This window comes from Lactobacillus johnsonii (genome assembly GCF_014058685.1).
Classification (GTDB): domain Bacteria; phylum Bacillota; class Bacilli; order Lactobacillales; family Lactobacillaceae; genus Lactobacillus.
Map to the genome: position 1 here is coordinate 1,286,170 of NZ_CP059055.1, position 20,797 is coordinate 1,306,966.

Annotated in this window: 20 protein-coding genes, 2 tRNA genes and 1 pseudogene; 2 read left to right on the forward strand and 21 right to left on the reverse strand. The window is 34.8% G+C overall.

Annotated features, from left to right (window positions below; translation table 11 throughout):
• Window positions 1-2 precede the first annotated feature (2 nt).
• The 11 genes from H0I41_RS06000 to H0I41_RS06050 form a co-directional block, all read right to left on the reverse strand.
• Complete coding sequence (locus H0I41_RS06000) at window positions 3-959, reverse strand: F0F1 ATP synthase subunit gamma (protein ID WP_135014424.1); 957 nt, start codon at window positions 957-959, stop codon at window positions 3-5.
• A gap of 17 nt (window positions 960-976) precedes the next feature.
• Window positions 977-2,488, reverse strand: a complete 1,512-nt coding sequence (atpA, locus tag H0I41_RS06005) for a F0F1 ATP synthase subunit alpha (RefSeq protein WP_004897610.1) — start codon at window positions 2,486-2,488, stop codon at window positions 977-979.
• Window positions 2,489-2,502: 14 nt separating this feature from the next.
• Window positions 2,503-3,051, reverse strand: a complete 549-nt coding sequence (locus H0I41_RS06010) for a F0F1 ATP synthase subunit delta (protein ID WP_004897612.1) — start codon at window positions 3,049-3,051, stop codon at window positions 2,503-2,505.
• On the reverse strand, window positions 3,051-3,551 hold the full coding sequence (atpF, locus tag H0I41_RS06015) for a F0F1 ATP synthase subunit B (protein WP_004894154.1): 501 nt from the start codon (window positions 3,549-3,551) through the stop codon (window positions 3,051-3,053). Before atpF ends, H0I41_RS06010 begins: the two co-directional genes overlap by 1 nt.
• A 49-nt stretch (window positions 3,552-3,600) precedes the next feature.
• A complete protein-coding gene (gene atpE / locus H0I41_RS06020; RefSeq protein WP_004894153.1) occupies window positions 3,601-3,813 on the reverse strand; it encodes a F0F1 ATP synthase subunit C in 213 nt (70 codons plus the stop codon).
• 18 nt (window positions 3,814-3,831) lie between these two features.
• On the reverse strand, window positions 3,832-4,548 hold the full coding sequence (atpB, locus tag H0I41_RS06025; protein WP_004894150.1) for a F0F1 ATP synthase subunit A: 717 nt from the start codon (window positions 4,546-4,548) through the stop codon (window positions 3,832-3,834).
• Window positions 4,549-4,639: 91 nt separating this feature from the next.
• Entirely contained in the window at window positions 4,640-5,269 is a 630-nt protein-coding gene (gene upp, locus H0I41_RS06030) for a uracil phosphoribosyltransferase (RefSeq protein ID WP_004897613.1), read from the reverse strand.
• A gap of 113 nt (window positions 5,270-5,382) precedes the next feature.
• Window positions 5,383-6,375, reverse strand: coding sequence for an L-threonylcarbamoyladenylate synthase (locus H0I41_RS06035; RefSeq protein WP_011161820.1), 993 nt, complete (start codon window positions 6,373-6,375; stop codon window positions 5,383-5,385).
• On the reverse strand, window positions 6,375-7,217 hold the full coding sequence (gene prmC, locus H0I41_RS06040; RefSeq protein WP_011161819.1) for a peptide chain release factor N(5)-glutamine methyltransferase: 843 nt from the start codon (window positions 7,215-7,217) through the stop codon (window positions 6,375-6,377). The genes H0I41_RS06035 and prmC overlap by 1 nt, the downstream gene beginning before the upstream one ends.
• The gene (gene prfA / locus H0I41_RS06045) at window positions 7,210-8,298 is read right to left on the reverse strand and encodes a peptide chain release factor 1 (RefSeq protein ID WP_004894139.1); all 1,089 of its coding nucleotides are present in this window, start codon (window positions 8,296-8,298) and stop codon (window positions 7,210-7,212) included. Before prfA ends, prmC begins: the two co-directional genes overlap by 8 nt.
• A 31-nt stretch (window positions 8,299-8,329) precedes the next feature.
• Entirely contained in the window at window positions 8,330-8,929 is a 600-nt protein-coding gene (locus H0I41_RS06050; protein ID WP_004897620.1) for a thymidine kinase, read from the reverse strand.
• A 158-nt stretch (window positions 8,930-9,087) separates the two neighbouring features.
• Here H0I41_RS06050 and H0I41_RS06055 point away from each other — a divergent pair, with 158 nt between their 5' ends.
• The gene (locus tag H0I41_RS06055; RefSeq protein ID WP_135014423.1) at window positions 9,088-10,440 is read left to right on the forward strand and encodes a Mur ligase family protein; all 1,353 of its coding nucleotides are present in this window, start codon (window positions 9,088-9,090) and stop codon (window positions 10,438-10,440) included.
• A gap of 36 nt (window positions 10,441-10,476) precedes the next feature.
• Here the strand turns inward: H0I41_RS06055 and H0I41_RS06060 are convergent, their stop codons facing one another.
• The 7 genes from H0I41_RS06060 to H0I41_RS06090 all read right to left on the reverse strand — a co-directional run bounded on the left by H0I41_RS06060 (window position 10,477) and on the right by H0I41_RS06090 (window position 15,832).
• Window positions 10,477-11,496 carry a serine hydrolase domain-containing protein gene (locus H0I41_RS06060; RefSeq protein WP_135014422.1) on the reverse strand — a complete coding sequence of 340 codons (1,020 nt, stop codon included), beginning with the start codon at window positions 11,494-11,496 and terminating at the stop codon, window positions 10,477-10,479.
• A 57-nt stretch (window positions 11,497-11,553) separates the two neighbouring features.
• Window positions 11,554-11,626: transfer RNA gene (locus H0I41_RS06065), tRNA-Gln, on the reverse strand.
• A 5-nt stretch (window positions 11,627-11,631) separates the two neighbouring features.
• Window positions 11,632-11,703 (reverse strand) — tRNA-Glu (locus H0I41_RS06070).
• Between the two features lie 151 nt (window positions 11,704-11,854).
• Window positions 11,855-12,295 carry a hypothetical protein gene (locus H0I41_RS06075; RefSeq protein WP_004897652.1) on the reverse strand — a complete coding sequence of 147 codons (441 nt, stop codon included), beginning with the start codon at window positions 12,293-12,295 and terminating at the stop codon, window positions 11,855-11,857.
• A 2-nt stretch (window positions 12,296-12,297) separates the two neighbouring features.
• Window positions 12,298-13,698 carry an MFS transporter gene (locus H0I41_RS06080; protein WP_135014421.1) on the reverse strand — a complete coding sequence of 467 codons (1,401 nt, stop codon included), beginning with the start codon at window positions 13,696-13,698 and terminating at the stop codon, window positions 12,298-12,300.
• A 104-nt stretch (window positions 13,699-13,802) separates the two neighbouring features.
• Window positions 13,803-15,146 carry a glucose-6-phosphate isomerase gene (locus tag H0I41_RS06085; RefSeq protein ID WP_004897655.1) on the reverse strand — a complete coding sequence of 448 codons (1,344 nt, stop codon included), beginning with the start codon at window positions 15,144-15,146 and terminating at the stop codon, window positions 13,803-13,805.
• Between the two features lie 83 nt (window positions 15,147-15,229).
• Window positions 15,230-15,832 carry a VanZ family protein gene (locus H0I41_RS06090; RefSeq protein WP_135014420.1) on the reverse strand — a complete coding sequence of 201 codons (603 nt, stop codon included), beginning with the start codon at window positions 15,830-15,832 and terminating at the stop codon, window positions 15,230-15,232.
• A 159-nt stretch (window positions 15,833-15,991) separates the two neighbouring features.
• Here H0I41_RS06090 and H0I41_RS06095 point away from each other — a divergent pair.
• Window positions 15,992-18,183: pseudogene (locus tag H0I41_RS06095) on the forward strand (LTA synthase family protein).
• A 41-nt stretch (window positions 18,184-18,224) separates the two neighbouring features.
• Here the strand turns inward: H0I41_RS06095 and H0I41_RS06100 are convergent.
• The 3 genes from H0I41_RS06100 to H0I41_RS06110 are packed head-to-tail and all read right to left on the reverse strand — an operon-like array spanning window position 18,225 to window position 20,782.
• Window positions 18,225-19,676, reverse strand: a complete 1,452-nt coding sequence (locus H0I41_RS06100) for a sensor histidine kinase (protein ID WP_011161811.1) — start codon at window positions 19,674-19,676, stop codon at window positions 18,225-18,227.
• 3 nt (window positions 19,677-19,679) lie between these two features.
• On the reverse strand, window positions 19,680-20,390 hold the full coding sequence (locus H0I41_RS06105; protein WP_135014419.1) for a response regulator transcription factor: 711 nt from the start codon (window positions 20,388-20,390) through the stop codon (window positions 19,680-19,682).
• Entirely contained in the window at window positions 20,390-20,782 is a 393-nt protein-coding gene (locus tag H0I41_RS06110) for an SdpI family protein (RefSeq protein WP_004897660.1), read from the reverse strand. Before H0I41_RS06110 ends, H0I41_RS06105 begins: the two co-directional genes overlap by 1 nt.
• Window positions 20,783-20,797 lie beyond the last annotated feature (15 nt).

Below are 20,797 nucleotides of genomic sequence, written 5' to 3' on the forward strand. Positions count from 1 at the left end.
TTTTATTCTAAGGCATTTGCACCACCAATAATTTCAGTAATTTCGGTAGTAATTTGTGCCTGTCTTGCTCGATTCAATTTAGTCTTCAAACCAGAAACAACATCATCTGCATTTTGAGATGCACTCTGCATCGCTGTCATTGAACTTGCATGCTCAGCAGTTTTAGCATCCAAAATAGCTCCAAAGATCATTGATTTAGCAAATTGAGGTAAAACTGTCTTCAATACTGAATCAATATCTGGCTCAATAATGTAGTCTTTTGGCATTGTATCTTTATGATTAATATCAATATCAGAAATTGGTAACATGCTTTCTACTCTAAAAGCAGAAGTCAACGTATTTACGTGGTGAGTATAACAAACAAAAAGTTCATCATAAACGCCATTTAAGTACATCTTTACAGCGGTTTGAACAATATCTCTAACTTCATTGTAAGTTGGGACATCGCTTACCCCACTATATTCATATACCACATTAAGATTTTGCTTCTTAAAGAATTGTGCTGCAACGCTACCAACTGCCAAAATTTTAACATCTTTATTTTGGGCATCAGCATCTTTAAAGATACTCATCATATTCTTAATAACTTGACTGTTATAAGAACCAACTAAACCTCTATCTCCACTAATTACTAAGTAACCAGTCGATTTGATTTCTTTACGAGGTTGAACTAAAGATGCTAAAGTACCTAAATCGAAGAAACTACTATAATCAATATTAGATTGACCGCTAAATTCACTATATTCATTTGTCTCTTTACCTAATTGATTCACAATTTGTGAACTCATCAGATGAGAAACGGTTGCTCTAACTTTATCGTTATAAATAGTATATTCTTGATCAAGTTTTTCAGTTCTATTCAATTTAACACCTGAAACCATTCTCATAGCTTCAGTTATTTGACCTGTTTTCTGAATTGAAGCAATCTTTTTTTTCAGTTCAAGGAGAGATTCTGCCAATGAAAAAACCTCCTCTTCTATTTCTTACTGATTGAAAAACCTTCGTTGAAGTTCTTTAAAGCTTCATTAAGCTTATCTTCCTCAGGTAAATCTCCTGTAGTACGGATTACATCAAGTAAGTCGTTATAGTTACTTGCAAAGTAATCATATAATTCAAGTTCATAACGTTGAATATCAGGTACAGGAATTGCATCCAAAAAGCCATGTGTCAAAGCATAAAGAATTAATACTTCATCTTCAACAGGAAGTGGCTTATGTAGTGGCTGCTTCAATACTTCAACAGTACGACGTCCACGATTTAACTTAGCTTGAGTAGCTTGATCAAGATCACTACCAAATTGAGCAAAACTTTCAAGCTCTCTATATGATGCCAAGTCCACACGCAATGTACCTGCAACCTTTTTCATAGCCTTGATTTGTGCGCTACCACCAACACGGGAAACTGATTCACCGGCATTAATGGCAGGACGTGTACCAGCAAAGAATAGATCAGCTTCCAAGAAAATCTGTCCATCAGTAATGGAAATAACGTTAGTTGGAATATAAGCTGAAATATCCCCAGCTTGGGTTTGAATAAATGGTAAGGCAGTCATTGAACCGCCACCAAGTTTCTTATTCAACTTAGCACTACGTTCTAGTAAACGAGAGTGTAAGTAGAAAACATCACCTGGATAAGCTTCACGACCAGGTGGACGACGAAGAAGTAAGGAAATTTCACGGTATGCAACGGCTTGCTTACTCAAGTCATCAAATACGATTAATACATCCTTACCATTGTACATAAACTCTTCACCCATTGCAGTTCCTGCATATGGAGCGATATAAAGCATTGGTGCTGGTTCACTAGGACCGGCTTCTACTACAATAGTGTAGTCCATAGCACCAAATCGTTTTAAAGTTTCAACAGAGTTTTTAACTGTTGATTCCTTTTGACCAATGGCAACGTAAATACAAATAACATCTTGGCCCTTTTGATTAATGATTGTATCTAGTGCAAGAGCAGTTTTACCTGTCTTACGGTCACCAATAATTAATTCACGCTGTCCACGACCAATTGGAACTAAAGCATCGATAGCTTTAATACCAGTTTGTAAAGGCTGGTTAACGGATTGTCTATCCATAACTCCAGGAGCTTTACTTTCAATAGGTCTAGTCTTATCAGTCTTAATCTCACCTAAACCATCTACTGGTTGTCCTAATGGGTTCACAACACGACCAATTAATTGATCGCCAACAGGAACTTCCATAATTCGACCAGTACGCTTAACTTGATCACCTTCACGAATATCGTCAAAGCGACCTAAGATGATGATACCAACATCATTGGCTTCTAGGTTTTGCGCAATACCGTATGAACCATTAGAAAATTGTAATAATTCACTTGATAATACGTTATTTAGACCGTGAGCACGGGCGATACCGTCACCGACGTAGGTAACAGTACCAACTTCGTTGACGTTGAGCTTATCATCATATTTCTCAAGTTGTTGCTTGATCAAAGCGCTAATTTCTTCCGCTTTAATGCTCAATGGTTTCACCTCTTTTATCTATTTTCAATTAATTGCTCACGAATTTGTTGCAATCGAGTTCTTATAGAACCATCAATAATGCGATCCCCGACTTTGAGGATAATACCTCCTAAGATACTTGGATCAACTTTATTTGTTAGGATCAATTCTTTAAAGCCATACTTTTTAGCATAGGCTTGGCTTATTCGACTTAATTCATCTTCATTAAGCTTAATAGCACTTACTGCAGTACCAGAAGCAATATTCTTATATTCATCATAAAGAGTATTAAATGCCTCAATAATTGCAGTTAAAGATTCAAATCTGCGATATTCTAATAAGAAATCCAAAAAATTCTTAGTTTCACTTGAAAACTTATCGCTAAAACTGGATAAGAATTCTTCTTTTTGATTCTTTCGAATAATTGGATCGCTTAACAAACGCAGCATATCAGGATTTTCTTTAGCTACTTGAAGCAATACATTCATATCTTCATGGACTGCATCCAGACTATTAGCATCCTGTGCATAAGCAAATAAAGCTTTACTGTATCTGGAAGCAATTTCTTCTCTACTTAAAGCCATTAGTCATTCAGCCCCTTGATAAATTGATCTACCAAGTCTTTCTGATCAGCAGCAGATAAATTCTTGCTAATTACTTTTTCAGCAATAGCAACAGAAATATCAGCTACTTGATCTCTTGCCTCATTGAGTGCATCAGTTTTTGCTTGGGCAGCATCTTCTGATGCTCTCTTTCTAATTGCGGCAGCTTCTTGATCAGCTTGACTAATAATATTATTCTTAGTTTTTTCCGCATTGCTTTTTGCAGTAGAAAGAATTTGTGTTGCCTCTTGTTTAGAGTCTTTTAAGGCAGCTTCACGTTGATTAGCAAGCAATTCAGCTTTCTTTCGATCACTTTCTGCTTGATCAAGGTCGCTTATTACCTTTTGACGACGTTCTTCCATCATCTTTGTTACAGGGCCCCAAGCAAAGTGCTTAACTAAGAGGAGCAAAGCTGCAAAGATCAAAAGATAGTAAAGCGTGTCACCTAACTCTAATTTTAAGGCTGCAAACATAAATTGCATGTCTCAACCCTTCTTTCTCGTAACTACGATCTTGTTCTTAAAACGCAAATTACAGGAAGAGAATTAAGAAGCCAATAACGATAGCTAAGATAGGAACAGCTTCGATCAAACCAACACCGATAAACATAGTTGCTCTAAGGTTGTTAGCAGATTCAGGTTGTCTTGCCATACCTTCAATAGTTTTTGAAATAACTTTTCCGTTACCGTAGGAAGCAGCCAAAGCAGCTAAACCAGCGGCAATTGCGGCAGCTAAATATTTCATAGAAAAACCTCCGTAAAATTATTCTTCAGTAACCTTTTTACCAATATATACCATTGACAAAGTTACGAATACATATGCCTGGATAGAGCCAATAAAGACAGAGAAGCCTTGCCAGATTAAAGTTAGTGGAACCGAAGCGATGACGGTAAACCAACCCGCACTCTTTGCAAAACGATTACCGATTAAAGTTAATAATACTTCACCGGCATAAATATTACCGTAAAGACGTAGTGATAACGTCAAGAAATTAGTGAATTCCTCAATAATATTGATTGGAAGTAAAAATCCAACTGGTTTTGCATAATTTGCAAAATAACCTTTAGCACCAAACCTCTGAACACCAAAGTTATAAGACAAAAGCAATGTCATCATTGCCATGGTCATAGTAATTAATGGGTTAGCAGTTGGTGATTTGACAAGGATATGGTCATTAATTGAAAACTCAAAGAACAAACCTAACTGGTTCATAAAGAAAATGAACATGAATAGGGTAAAGGCATATAAAGATAGGTGCTTTTGTGCATCTACGTCCGCAACGTTATCCTTAACAATCCCATTTGTAAAATCAATCATATATTCCAAAAGATTTTGCTTTTTATTAGGTTTTAAAGAAACATTACGTCCTAAATACCAAACAAGAAAGAAAACCGCAATTGCGACTAACGTTCCCCCTAAGCAGTTAGTTACATTGAAATTTAAGCCGAATACATTAACGACTACAGATTTCTCATTCACTTCGTGACCTCCCTTCTTGTGCTGAATACCTCAAACACACTAAAAATGATAACACCCAAAAATTTCAATTTCAAAATATTTTTGAGTAAAATTACTTAGTTCCGAACAATCTATCCCCTGCATCCCCTAGACCTGGGTAGATGTAACCGTTATCCATTAATTTTTCATCTTCTGCTGCTGCATAGATGTCTACATCTGGATTTGCTTCTTGTACAGCCTTTACACCTTCAGGAGCAGCCACTAAAACAGCTAAACGAATATTCTTAGCGCCACGCTTCTTTAATGCTTCAATAGCCATATTTGCTGAACCACCTGTTGCAAGCATTGGATCAACAATAATACATTCACGTTCTTCAATATCTGGTGGCATCTTGAAGAAATATTCATGCGGCTTTAGAGTTTCTTCATCACGATACATTCCGATATGTCCTACTTTTGCAGATGGGATCATTTGAAGAACACCATCAACCATTCCAAGACCAGCACGTAAAATTGGTACTATAACTAGTTTCTTACCTGCTAATTCTTTTTGAGTTGACTTTCCAATTGGAGTTTCAATCTCAACATTCTTCAATGGCAAATCGCGTGTCATTTCATAAACCATGAGTCCACCGATTTCACCAACAATTTGACGAAATTCATTTGTACCTGTATCTTTCTTACGAATGATTGTCAACTTATGTTGGATCAACGGGTGATTCAAAACGGTAAACTTACCCATAATGGCCTCCTATTTTAAAAATAATACTTCGTTCATTATTTTAACAAATTATTAGATAAATGTTTCCTAAATCATACGAAAAAAGGCATGTTTTTCTACATGCCTTTTTATTTTTAATGAAAATGGTGGCCAGCAGCAGCTTTGTTTAAACGATTCATGTAAGCAGCACTAATTGCACCATGGTCAAAACCTTGGACATAAATGCGCTTAATCTTATCTTCACCATCAAAATATCTTAAAGCACCAAACAAATTATGAGCTGCCTTATCAATGGTCTTGCCTAGACTATATTTATTAGGACTATCGATCTTTTCAAGAACTTCATCCAAAGCAGCTACACCAGTCTCATCATCCCATTGGATTTTCGAAAAATCTTCTTCTTTATCAACAATTAAAACAGGAGCACTAGGAGCGTAATGACGATATTTCATACCAGGAGCCTTTGGCACACCCTTAGTCTGCGTAGTTCCCCTATTCATCAAAACTTCTTCTCCTAGAACTGCTGAAATCTCTTCAGGCGTAATTTCTCCAGGACGAAGAACTGTTGGCTTTTCAACGGACAAATCAACAATTGTTGATTCTAAACCAATCTCGGTTGGACCATTATCAATAATCCCCGCTATTTTTCCCTTTAAATCATGAAAAACATGTTCTGCAGTTGTTGGACTAGGCTTAGTGGAAGTATTAGCAGATGGACCAACAATTGGTTTTCCTAGTCCGCTAATTAAATCATGAGTCATGTCATCATTTGGACAGCGAAATGCTGCGGTTGGGAGACCACCAGTTACAGCATCTGGCAAAGTCCCCTCTTTGACAAAAAGAATAATAGTTAATGGACCAGGCCAAAAGTGCTTAATTAGCTTTTTAGCACGTTCTGGTACTTCACTAACATAGTTTTCCATCATTTGTTCATCAGACACAGTTACAATTAATGGATTATCACTTGGGCGGCCTTTAGCTGCATATACACTCTTAACAGCCTTTTCATTAGTTGCTAATGCCCCAAGCCCATATACGGTTTCAGTTGGAAAAGCTACTAATTCTCCTTTTCTCAACAGGGCAACTGCTTCAGGAATTTGTTCTTTATTGAAAATCTTCGTTTCCATTACTTCCTCCACCTTCCATGAACCATTCTTGGCTTACCTGCTAAGTCATCCTTAAATTCAATTTCAAAATCTGGTAATTCAGTCTCAAATAATTCTTTTAATTGCTCTTTTTCACTAAAACCGAACTCTAAGAAAAATTGTCCTTGAGGATTTAAATGTGACTGAACTTGCTTTGCAAATTTACGATAAAAATCTAGACCATCTTCTCCCCCATATAAGGCAGTATCAGGTTCGTTTTTTATAACATTTTTATCCATTAAGTTCTTTTCACTAGTCTTAATATAGGGTGGATTAGAAATAATCATGTCGAATTTTTCTAAGCCCACTAATACATTTGCCTTACGGGTTTTAACATCTAAATCATACTTTAAGAAATTTTCTTCGCTTTCACGTAAAGCGGAATCTGTAATATCACTTGCGTATAGATTCAAATTCTGAATCCCCTGTTTCTGAGCTTGCTTTACCAAGGCAACCATAATAGCTCCAGAACCAGTTCCTAAATCAAGGATCTTTTTACCAGATTCAATATTTTCAAGTGCCCATTTAACTAACTCTTCAGTTTCAAACCGAGGAATTAAAACTCCACGGTTAACTAAAATTTTGTAGCCATAAAACCAAGCGTATCCCAAAATATATTGCGGAGAAATTCCTCGACGCAATTTTTTCATATCTTTTAATGCTTGCTTTTCTTGTTCCGGAGTTAATTCATCATTAATGTGTAATTCAAATTCTGAAGGTGTATAGCCTAATCTTTCTCCCAGAACGTAATCAATATCCTCTGGACGAATTTCAGAATTATCATTTAACACAGTTTCTTTTATTTTTTTTAGACTTTTAGGCATTTTCTTCAGCCATCTTTTCTAATTGCTGAGTTTGGTAGTAAAGAACGAGTGCATTAATAATTTCATCCAACTCGCCGTTCATTATTCGATCAAGCTTGTTTAAAGTTAGACCAATTCTGTGATCAGTTACACGGTTTTGAGGATAGTTATAGGTTCTAATTCTTTCAGACCGATCTCCTGTACCAACAGATTCTTTTCTTTTAGCGTCATATTGATCACGATTTTGACTTTCATAGTAGTCATAAACACGTGATTTCAAAATTTGCATAGCCTTTTCACGGTTTTGTTGTTGACTACGTTGATCCTGCATAGCAACTACAATGCCAGTAGGAAGGTGTGTCATACGTACGGCACTAGAAGTTTTGTTAATATGCTGTCCACCAGCACCAGATGAACGGTAAACATCTACACGAATATCTTTTGGATCTAAGTCGATGTCTACTTGTTCGTATTCAGGCATAACGGCTACAGTCGCAGTAGAAGTATGAACACGACCTTGAGATTCAGTTACTGGAACACGTTGTACACGATGAGCTCCGTTTTCATACTTTAATTTTGAGTAAACTTTATCACCTGTGATCATAACGGCAACGCGCTTATATCCGCCTACTTCAGTCGGCTCAGAATCAATTAAAGATACTTTCCAACCTTGAGTTTCTGCGTATTTTTCGTACATTCTAAGAAGATCACCTGCAAATAATGATGCTTCATCCCCACCGGCAGCTCCTCTAATTTCCATAATAATATCTTTATCGTCGTTAGGGTCTTTAGGAAGCATTAAGATCTTAATCTCATCTTCTAATTCAGCAACTTCTTTTTCTAATTCAGAATTTTCTTCCTTCGCCATCTCAACTAAGTCATTATCAGATTCAGTAGAAATAATTTCTTTATTATCATCAATTTCTTTAATATCTGACTTATATTTGCGATATTTTTGTACTACTTCACGCATATCGGCTTCTTCTTTAGAGATTTCCATATACCGCTTAGTATCGTTAATAACTTCGGGATCAGCCATCATTTCTTGAAGTTCTTCATAATGGGCAACTAATCCTTCCAATTGGGCCATCACTTTATCCATAATTATTATCCTTTCTTAATTCTCTTATCTTTTATCTTTGCTTATTAGGATGAAAATAGTGAAAACGACAAACGGGATAATAAGATTCATCTCCGCCAATTTGAACTTGTTCACCCTCATAAACAGGTTTTCCAGAATTAATTCGTAAATTCATTGTAGCCTTATGACCGCAATAGTGACAAATTGTCTTCATTTCTTCTACTTTATCAGCAAAAATCAACAAATTTTCGCTACCTTCAAACAAATGATTTTGAAAATCATTTTTCAGACCAAATGCCATTACAGGTATTTTTAATTCATCAACAATTTTGGCACATTCTAATACGTGGTGTCTTTTTAAAAACTGTGCCTCGTCAATTAAAACACAAGCCACCCTACCATTGCCAGACTCCACATCACTTTTATTCAATTCTGAAACATAATTAAATAAATCTAAATCTTCACTTATGGGTACAGCTTTACGATGTAAACCAATTCTAGAAGCTACGGTTCCTACTCCACTTCTATCGTCTACATTACTCGTCATTAAAGCAATTTTTCGTCCTTGTGCCTCATAATTATGGGCAACCTTTAGTATTTCAATCGACTTACCACTACTCATTGCACCATAGCGAAAAAACAACTGAGCCACTGCAAAATTCCTCCATTGTTAAGTTTATGTAACTTCACTAATATTGCCTTAATTAGTATAAAGTAAATTTAAAAATCGTGCAGGTAAAAATAAAAAGGTCGTCTTCATTTTCTCTATATGCTATAGTAAAATTTAGTTTTAAAGTGAGGGATAATAATATGAATTTAAAATCAGGCATCGCTAAGGTAGCTGGTAAATCATCTTACTGGTTTCTTCATAACGTATTAAAGGGCGGGACGAGTTTTCCTGGAAAATTTGCCATGAAAATTGATCCTGAAGTATTAAATTCATTAGCAAAAGGCTATGAGACAATCATTGTTACTGGAACTAATGGTAAAACAATGACAACCGCTTTAATCGTGGAAGCATTAAAGAAGAAATATGGTGATATTTTAACTAATCCATCAGGCTCAAATATGCAACAAGGAATTGTTACAGCATTTTTAGCTCACAAGAATAAAAGAGCAAAAAAGAAAATTGCTGTGCTAGAAGTAGATGAAGCAAATGTAAAAATGGTAACCAAGTTACTACATCCAAGCGTATTTGTTTTAACTAATATTTTCCGTGATCAGATGGATAGATACGGTGAAATTTATACTACCTACCAAAAGATTGTCGACGGAATTAAACTAGCTCCCGATGCAACTATTATCGCTAACGGAGATGCAAGTATTTTTTCATCCGTGGAATTACCTAATAAAAAAGTATTCTATGGCTTCAAACTTCCGGAGGACAAGCCTGAAAATGACTTCAAGGCTCCCGTAAATACTGATGGTGTTTTATGTCCTAAGTGCGATCATATCTTGCATTATCACGAACGTATTTATGCAAACTTAGGAGACTATTTCTGTTCTAATTGTGGCTACCATCGTCCAGAATTAACCTATAGTGTAAATCAAATTATTGATCAAACTCCAAATAGCTTAAAATTCAAAATGGGTGAAAAAGAGTACAGCATTGGTATCGGTGGTACCTATAATATCTATAATGCTCTAGCTGCTTATTCTGTAGCGCGTGAATTTGGTTTAAGTGAAGAAGAAGTAGCCCAAAGTTTTGCTGAAAACAAACGAATTTTTGGTCGCCAAGAATTGATTAATTATGCAGATAAGGAAATAGATCTCATCTTAGTTAAAAATCCAGTTGGGCTTGATGAGGTTCTCCATATGTTAAATACTGAAAAAGATAACTATTCTTTAGTTACTCTTTTAAATGCAAATCACGCAGACGGAATCGATACATCCTGGATCTGGGATGCAGACTATGAAGGTTTAAACAAAGATCAAATCAAAAAAGTAATAGTCGGTGGAAAACGTTGGCATGATATGGGATTCAGACTGGAAGTTTCAGGTTTTGAGCCGGGGTTAATGACAACTGCTACTAATAACGAAGCTTTGCTAGATGAAATTTCAAAATTACCAACTAAGAAAGTTTATATTTTAGCCACTTATACTGCTATGCTTTCACTTCGTAAAACAATGGGTGAAAAGAAAATTATTAAAGCAGGTATGTAACATAAAAGGGATAATGTCAATTGACATTATCCCTTTTTAATTTTTACAGACATTTTCTTTCAAAAACGTATCAACAATCTTTTCCCTCATTGCAAGAAAAATATGATTATGTCCGCTAGGATGGATTCGATTTGTTAAAACAATCATTGCGGTTTGATTAAGTCGATCAATTAGCATAAATGTTCCAGTAAAGCCAGTATGGTAAATCAATGGGTGTTGGTCAACAGGATCAAACCGTAAATCCCATCCCCAAGAACGAGGATGTACTTTCTTAGGAGTTTCAACTTGAAACAAATTAGCTAAGGTATCTTGCTGTAGAGGTAAAACGTCATTACGTAGCCCTAAATAAGCCTGGGTTATCTTTATTAAATCTTCCAGATTTGCAAATAAACCGGCAGACCCACAATCTTTTCCTAATACCCGAGCTTTAGGATCATGTACAATCCCTCGTAACATTTTTCCCTTTTCAGTTAAAGCGGTAGGAACGCACTCAATTGCCTTAGGATGAAAAGTTGTCTCTTTCAATTTAGCAGGTAAAATAATTTCCTGCATAATAATATCTTGCACAGGTAGCCCATAGATTTTCTCAAGAACTAATCCCAATAAAATAAAATTAGTATCGGCATATCGCATTTTTGTTTTAAATTCATCAGTAACAGGTAAACCAATGATCGCCTTCAATAAATCAGGTGCAGCTAATTCATCACGATTAGGAATCCATCCCCGAATTCCACTAGTATGGGTTAACAAATCACTAAGGCGAATACGTTCATCTTTAAATTCAGGAATAAAATCTTTAAGAGGTTCTGTAAAATTAAGTTTTCCTTCTTCTTTCAGCTTCAAAAAAACATTAGTTGTTCCTAACACCTTAGTTAAACTAGCTAAGTCATAGAGAGCAAAAGGGCTAAGTTGCTCAACTTTAGGTATTAAACTAGCAAAGCCAACTGTTGAGGTAAATACTTGCTTTTTTTTAATAAAGGCATAATTTACTCCAGGAACAATCCGCTCACTAACCATACTTTCAACTAAATGTTGAGTCTTAAAAAATTCTATCATCCTTACCACCTGGATTATAAAATAAAACCGCCAGATCAGTGATCTGACGGTAACGTATTGAGATATTCGGGCTCGAACCGAAACATCCAGGAACCAGAATCCTGTGCCTTACCAATTTGGCTATATCTCAGTATATCACCCGTACGAGAATTGAACTCGTAACTCCACCTTGAGAGGGTGGCGTCTTAACCATTTGACCAACGGGCAAATTCAACATATGTAAATATAATTGAATATTGTAAATCTGTCAAGTTACATTGCTATTTTTCTTTGAAAAGTAATTTAAAGTGAAAAAAAGCTGCATCACGTCTTACTCACCATGATGCAGCTTTTCAATTATATCACTTATTTTCACTCTTTATGACATACTTTTTGTAGTTTTCTCAATATCTTCTATTTGATTAATATTCATTTTAGCTAGATTTTCTTTTAACTCCACCCATTGCTTACTCAATTTCTTATTTTTTTGTTCTGCTTGTTTCTCTGCATAAGCAACTAACTTTTCTAAGTTAGCATAATTTTGAAGTAACTGATGGGATTGATTTTGCAATAGCTTCTGATCTAAGTCGGTTTTATTTGCATCTTCACTAACTTCTAAAATAGCTCGAACTTGTGGCTGACAAAAATCTTTCAAAATACCAGCAATCTCTTGTAATTCTTCAACACCGCTTCTATCAAAATGTAATAAATCTTTTTGTTCATCCTTTTCCACTAAATCCGTTGCAGCTTCATTTCTAAAATAAAGTTCTTGAGCAAAATCGTGTATGCTCTTTTCCATAGCTAAAAAATTATTATTCATCTTTAGTTACACTTTCTTCTCTTGTATGTTTTTTTATCTAGTTTAAACATAAACCAATCACATACTAAAATCAAAATTCCAAGACCAAAAGTGAAATAGAATGCGATTCGACTTCCTTGAGCAGTTAAAGTAGCATAACTCCCAGTTTGCTTATTTTGAAACACTGCTATAATTGCAGCCAAAATTGCAGTCCCCATTGAACCAGCTAATTGTTGTGCTGTTTGACAAACAGCTGTTGCATCTGCTTTCAAATTTTTATCAACTATTTTTAAACTTTGCGCCATCGTATTGCTAAAGGACATACGATGTCCTAACATCAAAATTCCATAAAAACAAATAATCATCCATGTGGTTAAGCTTAAGCCCCAATTAGCTAATAAAAAGCTCCCTAGCGCCATTAAAAACGCGCCACCATATAATGGCACTTTTGCTCCTAGGCGGTCATATAGTCGACCAAAATAAGCATTCAGGAGTCCAGCAACAATACTGCCTGGAAGTAAAACGAGTCCCCCAATTAAAGATGTTTGTTTATTAACGATTTGGATATAGTTAGGTAAGACAAAACTCACTCCAATATTAATAAACTGAAGTAAAAAATAAGCACATGCTCCAAAAATAAATGCCCTATCTTCAAAAACTGATAAGTCAAGTAGCTTACTAGTAGAACGTTTAGAAATTCTGACAAATAGGATGAATAAAATTGCGGCTAATATTAATAAAACCCATAGACGCCAATTTTTCAGTCCCTTACTCAATTGATTTACACCGATTACTAAACTTACCATCCCTGCACTTAAAATTGCGTAAGCCAGCCAATTAAAAGATTTCTTTTTTACTGGATGGTAGCTTCCAATCACAAAAATTCCAGCAATAAAAACTAATAGTGCGAAAATTGTAGCAATTATAAAAATCCAGCGCCAATTAAGGTAATAAGAAATGCTTCCCCCAAAAGCTGGACCGAGAGTCGGAGCCATTGCTACTACTAAACCAGCAATTCCCATATATAGTCCCCATTCATCTCTTGGCATTACTTCTACAATCAAATTAAACATCATTGGTGTACAGAGACCCACACCTAGAGCTGAAATTAAACGCCCTAACAATAAAATATAAAAATTTAATGCAAATGCTGAAATAATACTTCCAACCATAAATGCAATGGCAGCTGTTACAAACAATTGCTTAGCAGTAAAACGCTCATTTTGATAAGAAGAACTAATCATAATTATTGCAATCATCAATAGATATCCAGTTGTAGTCCACTGAATTGTATCTAAAGATACGTTAAATTGTTTCATCATCGCAGGAAAAGTTACATTTAAACTTGTTTCAGTTAAAATTCCAACAAAGGACATGAACGCTGTTGCTAGGACAGCCAATGTATTTTCTGTCTGTTTTTTCATTTTTTCTCCAATAAAAAAGAGTGGAGGCAATTAGCCTCTACCCTTTCTTTAACTATTATCTAGCTATATTCGATCTGCATACTATAAAAATATGCTAAGTAGATTTATTTTAAGCGTTTAGTTAAATCATCATGTAAGTCTTCATAACCAGGTTTGTTTAAAAGACCAAACATGTTTCTCTTGTAACTTTCAACACCTGGTTGGTTAAATGGGTTAATACCATTTAAGTAGCCTGAGATACCTACAGCTAATTCAAACCAGTAGATTAAGTAACCTAAAGTATGAGCTGTTTGATTTTCAATATCAACAGTCATAACTGGTACACCACCATCAGTATGAGCTAGAACTACACCTTCGTAAGCACGATCATTTACGTAATTCATAGTTTTACCTGATAAGAAGTTTAATTGATCTAGGTTTTCCTTATCGTCAGGAATAGTTACATCATGTGTTGGGTGTTCAACACGAATAACTGTTTCCATTAAGTTACGACGACCTTCTTGGATGTATTGACCAAGTGAGTGAAGGTCAGTAGTGAAGTTAGCACTAGATGGGTAAATACCTTTTTGATCTTTACCTTCTGATTCACCCATTAATTGCTTCCACCATTCACCAAACATTCTTAATGATGGTTCATAGTTTTCAAGTAATTCAGTAGTGTAACCTTTACGGTAAAGGATATTACGCATTGCTGCATATTGGTAAGGACTGTCCTTTAAAACATCTGGATCAGTGTAAGCAGCACGTGCATCTGCAGCACCCTTCATCATAGCATCGATGTCACCACCAGCTACAGCAATTGGAAGCAAACCAACAGCTGACAATACTGAGAAACGACCACCAATATCATCTGGAACTACGAATTCTTCGTAACCTTCTGCATCTGCTTCAGTCTTCAAAGCACCCTTAGCACGGTCAGTAGTTGCGTAAATTCTCTTAGCAGCTTCTTCTTTACCGTATTTCTTGATTAACTTATCCTTCAATACACGGAAAGCAATTGAAGGTTCAGTAGTAGTACCAGACTTAGAAATAATATTAATTGAAAAGTCCTTATCTCCTAACCATTCAAGCAAATCGTAAAGGTATGAACCTGAAAGAGAATTACCACAAAATACTACAGTTGGGTACTTTTCTTTTTCTCTACCGTAGAAAGAGCTATTTAAGAACTCAATTGAAGCTTGGGCACCAAGGTATGAACCACCAATACCAATACCAACTAAAACTTCTGAATCATTTTGAATCTTTTTAGCTGCTTTTTTAATACGATCAAATTCGTCTTTATCATAATTAATTGGCAAATCAATCCAACCACGGAAGTCACTACCTGCGCCAGTACCTTCGCGTAATTCTTGATCTGCAGCAGTTACCATTGCTTGCATTTCCTTTAATTCATTTTCATGAACAAAAGGAGTTAATTTACTTGCATCAAAGTGAACAACTTTACTCATTATTTAAACTTCCTTTTTTTGTAACTTTTTCACATACAAACCTTATTTTAGCAGTTACTTCCTCATAAAACTAGAGTTTTTTCTTATAAGAATCTATAAATAATTCGATATAATATAAATCCAATTATAGTCCCGCAAACATTAAAAAATACGTCATCTATATCGCTTACACCAGTTTCTAAAACAAATTGCAAAGATTCAATACTTACGGATAAACATCCCCCGGCCAAAATGGTTCCTACCATACTTTTTTTCTGAATAACTGTAGGAAATAAAAAACCAAACGGGATGAACCATAAAACATTTCCAAGCGAATTATAAAAAAAGTCAAGTAAACTCTGACCATGAGTCAATTTCAGCGTTTCTTTCATAAATACTAAGTTTATATCGCTTAGACTACGATGGAAATTAAATGTCAACTGCCATGGAAAATATGTATCTCTAAATACTGTCAGCATTAAGAGCAAAATTATATAAAAACTAAATATCCATACACAAGCTTCGGACTTCAGGGTTCTTCTATGTCTCACCAATAACAGCCAACATAAACGAATAATTACAAAAATAATAAAGTAAAAAAGTGTCTTATCTAAGCTATACAAAATCAACTTAATTAAGGCAAAGTGATTAATATGCGCTGCATAATGGTGAAAAATATATTCATATAAGGGTTGTAAAAAAAGCATAACCTAACCGACTCCGTAATTTTGGCTTAATTATAACGTAAAGATCTCCATGAAAGATGATTTTTTTCAAAATATTAAAAAATCGCAAACCTTTAACAAAAGTTTGTCTTTTTTTGAAATTACCAGTAAAATATTCCTTATTAAAAGGAGTAGTGAAGCGTGAATAAAACAAAACGTAATTTCTGGCAAACTAGAATTGGTTTCTTAACAATCCTAACACTTTGTTTTTGGGCAAAATATATGTATGCGGCTTACTTTGATTTTAAGCTTGGCTTAAGTGACCCATACCAGCACTTCATCGTCTGGTTAACGCCTTTAGGCACATGCATTATTATTCTTAGTTTAGGGCTCTATTTCTCTAAGCCATTAGTCTCTTATATTGCAATGCTAGTTTTAGACACAATAAATACGATTTTGCTTTTTGCAAATGTCATTTATTATCGTCAATTTTCAGACTTTTTAACTAGTAAAACTATTCAAAATACCGGAAAAGTATCACAAGGACTAGGAAAGAGTACGGTTGCTTTACTGCATCCCAGCGATATTTTTCTTTGGCTGGATCTCATAATTATCATTATCTTATTGATTATTAAAGTTATCAAAATTGATCCACGTAAGTATGGATTTAAACGTCCATTTGCTGTCTCATCATTTGGCGTTTTCATGTTAACTTTAAATATGTTTTTAGCTGAAACCTCACGTCCACGATTATTAAGAAATACATTCGACCGCTCTTACGTGGTTAAATATCTTGGACTTGATACTTATTCAGTATATGACCTCTTAAAAAGTGCACAATCAAACCAAGTTAAGAAAAATGCTAATGCAGAAGATATTAATCAAGTACTCGACTTTACTAAAAAGCATTATGCAAAAGCAAATCCAGAATATTTTGGTAAAGCCAAGGGAAAAAATGTCATTGTCCTACACCTAGAAAGTTTTCAACAATTTCTAATTGGATTAAGAGTTAATGGACAAGAAGTTACTCCATTTCTTAACTCACTCTATCATAATAAAGACACCGTTAGCTTTAGTAACTTTTATCATCAAGTAGGCTTGGGACGAACCAGTGATGCAGAAAATATGCTTGAAACTGGAACATATGGTATTTCAGATGGTTCCCTATTTTCATCATTAGGATCTGAAAATACTTTCCAAGGTGCACCTCAAATTCTTCGTCAAACTGGCTATACTTCGGCTGTTTTTCACGGTAACACAGGAACTTTTTGGAATCGAAATGAAGTATATAAAAATTTAGGATATAACTATTTCTTCGATGCAAATTATTTCTCTCAAAAAAAGAACGACAAAATCGGATATGGCCTAAAAGATAAGTTATTGTTTAGTGAAAGCATTAAGTATCTTGAACAGATTCAGCAACCATTCTATGTTAAGTATTTAACTGTTACTAACCATATTCCATTTCAACTTGATCAAGAAGATAAAGATGATAACTTTACTACTACAAATACTTCAAATACAACCATCAATAATTACTTTGAGACAGCGCATTATCTTGACCAATCAGTTAAAGAGTTCTTTGATTATCTAAAAAAGAGTGGCCTTGATAAAAATACGATGGTTATCCTTTATGGAGACCATTACGGTGTTGGTAGTTCAGATGATGAATTATCTGCTCTGGCACCAGTATTAGGTAAAGATTTTAGTAAATGGACATCTTATGACACAACAGAACTTCAAAAAGTTCCTTTCATGATCCATATGAATGGAATTAAGGGGACAATTGATAACAAGCTTAGCGGTGAAATTGATGTTCTCCCAACGTTACTTCATCTTTTAGGAATTTCAAATAAAAATTATATTCAATTTGGTCAGGATTTATTCTCCAAACAATATCGACAAGTAGTTGTGTTTAGAAACGGTACTATTGTTACTCCGAAATATATAATTATTGGCGGTAAAGGTATTAAAGGGACAATTTACAATCATCAAACTGGGGAAAAGATCACTAAATTTAATAAAAAGCAAAAAGTTGAAATTGCTAAATTAGTTGAATATGGACGCACCTCTCTTCACTATTCCGATTTGTTAAATAATCATAATCTGCTACGGTTCTACACTCCAGCTGGCTTTATTCCAACTAATCCGAACGAATTCGACTACAAAATTAACTATCAAAAAATGTTGCAATTAAGAAAAGAATTAGGTAACAAATCTACTTCTCTTTATTCTCAGCACAAGGGAACGACTACTGATCTTTATACAACTGATGCTTCAGAAATCGATAAGGATGAAATTAATAATATTCCTGAGAATATTCAATCAGCTACAAGTGAAAAAATAAAAATAATCAAAACAGTTCTCCAGGAAAAGATAATCTCGATAAATAGAAAAAGGGTAGTACTTATATTTTTAAGTACTACCCTTTTTGTTAGTCTTTAATAAATTCCTTATAACCCTTATCATATAAGGTTACGGTAAACGTTGCACCCTTTCCAGGTTCTGAATCGACGTTAATCTTACCGCCATGCTGTTTAATAAGAGATAAAACAATCGAAAGTCCTAAGCCAGATTCTCCCGAGCCAATTTTTGCTCTCGATGGATCTGCCTTATAGAATCTTTCAAAAATGTATTTCATCTGTTTCTTATTCATTCCAATTCCTGTATCGGCTATTTTAAATTGGGCGCCATGCTCAATCCTCTTAGCAGAAATTGTAATCTTTCCATTTTCAGTAAATTGTAATGCATTTTGAACTAGATTAACCATTATCTGAGTGAAACGGTCTTTATCTGCATAAACTTCAACTTGCTGCGGACAATTTAAAATCAACTCATCATTCTTTTGAGCAGCTTTTTGCTTCATTTGTGTTAATAAATTAGCTAAAACTTCAGTCGCATTGAATTTTGATTGAATCAGACTAATTTTATTATTTCTAATTTTTTCGTAATCTAAGTTTTCATTTACTAATCTAATTAATCGTTTTGTTTCACTGTGCATTAAAGCAATAGACTTAGGTTTGGCCTCTTCAGGAATAGCATCATATTCAAACCCTTCTAACAAACCGTTAATTGTAGTAAGCGGAGTTCGCATTTCATGAGCGGCATCAGCCATAAATTGCTCTCGTCGCTTTTCTTGTGCCTTAATTTCATCGTTTGATTCTTTTAAAGCATTAACCATAATATTAAAATTACGTGCTAAATCATCAATCTCATCAGTATCCTTGTGTTTTAGATGGACATTAAAGTCCCCTTGTGCGACTTTCTTAGTAGCATTAGATAAAAGCTTAATCTTTCTTGAAATATAGTACGACAAGATAAAACTGATCAACCCACCAATAACTAAAGAACTAAGTAAAGCTGTTAACAGATTATGCTTTTCTCGTACAATCATTTGTTCCACATTTTGCACACGTGAACCGATCCAGATTACTCCCACCAGTTTTCCTTTACTACGCCAGGGAACAATTACACTAGTATATGCATCTTTATTTGAAAAAGAACTTACTCGTCCATCCTCATGATCATTTCTAATGCGAATCTTTTTACCATTCTTTAATTGCTTAAATAACTTTTGCGGTAAAGCCCAGTTCATTGTAGTTTCTGGATAAACTTGTCTATTTTTATTATTAAAAATGCGAAGATTTACATCTTCGCCTTCCATTACTACCTGTAAATTTTTCAAAAATTTAGCATCTAATTCATGTTTAGGATTATCTTTCGCTAAAGCTAGTTTTCCAATCGAAGTTCCATATTCTTCTAAGCGAGTGTAACTTTGAGAATAGGCTTGAATAGTCGCAAAATGAATAGTTGATGAGCCAATAATTACAATACTAGTAATTATTACTAGCAAAAAACCTAAAATTTCTTGATAGAATAACTTCAACTTCTATACCTCAGAATCATCAAACTTGTAGCCCACACCCCAAACGGTTTGAACTACTTGAGGACCAGCTTTCTCTAATTTTTGACGTAATTTTTTAATATGAGCATCAACAGTTCTTTCCTCACCGAAAAACTCATATCCCCACACTAGCTCTAAAAGTTTGTCTCTTGAAAAAACCTGCTTTGGCTTTTGAGCCATAGTATAAAGTAAATCAAATTCCTTAGGGGTCAAACCTTCAACCACTTTATCATCAAATCGTACTTCTCGACGGTCCTTCGAAATTTTTAAATGCTTAGTTACTACATCATATTTTATACCATTAGAAGCATGCATATCCTTTTCCAGATGGCTTCTGCGATATAGCGCCTTGATCCGTGCTATTAAGGCCAAAGGACTAAAGGGCTTAGTAACATATTCGTCTGCACCAATCCCCAATCCTAAAATTTGATCAGTTTCTGAGTCTCTAGCCGTTAACATAATTATTGGTATTGAGAGAGAAATTGCTCTAATTTCCTTAGCTACTTCCATACCATCTTTTTTAGTTAAATTAAGATCTAGCGTAACGATATCATAAGAGCTGGGATTTGCCTTAAACATTTCAACAGCTTCTACTCCATCTTTAGCTATATCTACGTCCCACTGCTCTTTACTAAAGAACATTTTCATCATTTCCGCAACAGAATTGTCATCTTCAACCATTAATATCTTTAGCATTATTTGTCCTTAAATCCTTTTACTCTAGTATGTTTAATCTTATCCGGTTCAATATAATCATGTGGCAACTCATGCCGAGCACGTAAAAAAGCCTGCAATTTCTTTTCAGTTAAGATTATTGGAGCCAAGATAAACAAATAAAAAGTAAGCAACCAAATTAAAAAGTAGCGATCCCAATGCAAAAAATGAATTCCTAATCCTAAAAGAGTTTGGATCAAACCAAATAACATAAAATAATTACGGGCTACTTTTTGCGCATACTGGTAGCTTGCTTCATTAACTGAAGCTAAATAGGACATATATCCATAAATTCGATTAGGGTTGGGCGAAGGAGCAATCAGCCAAATGACCCCGATTACAAACATTATTACCCCGCAACCAATATAAATCATTTGACCAACTCCATT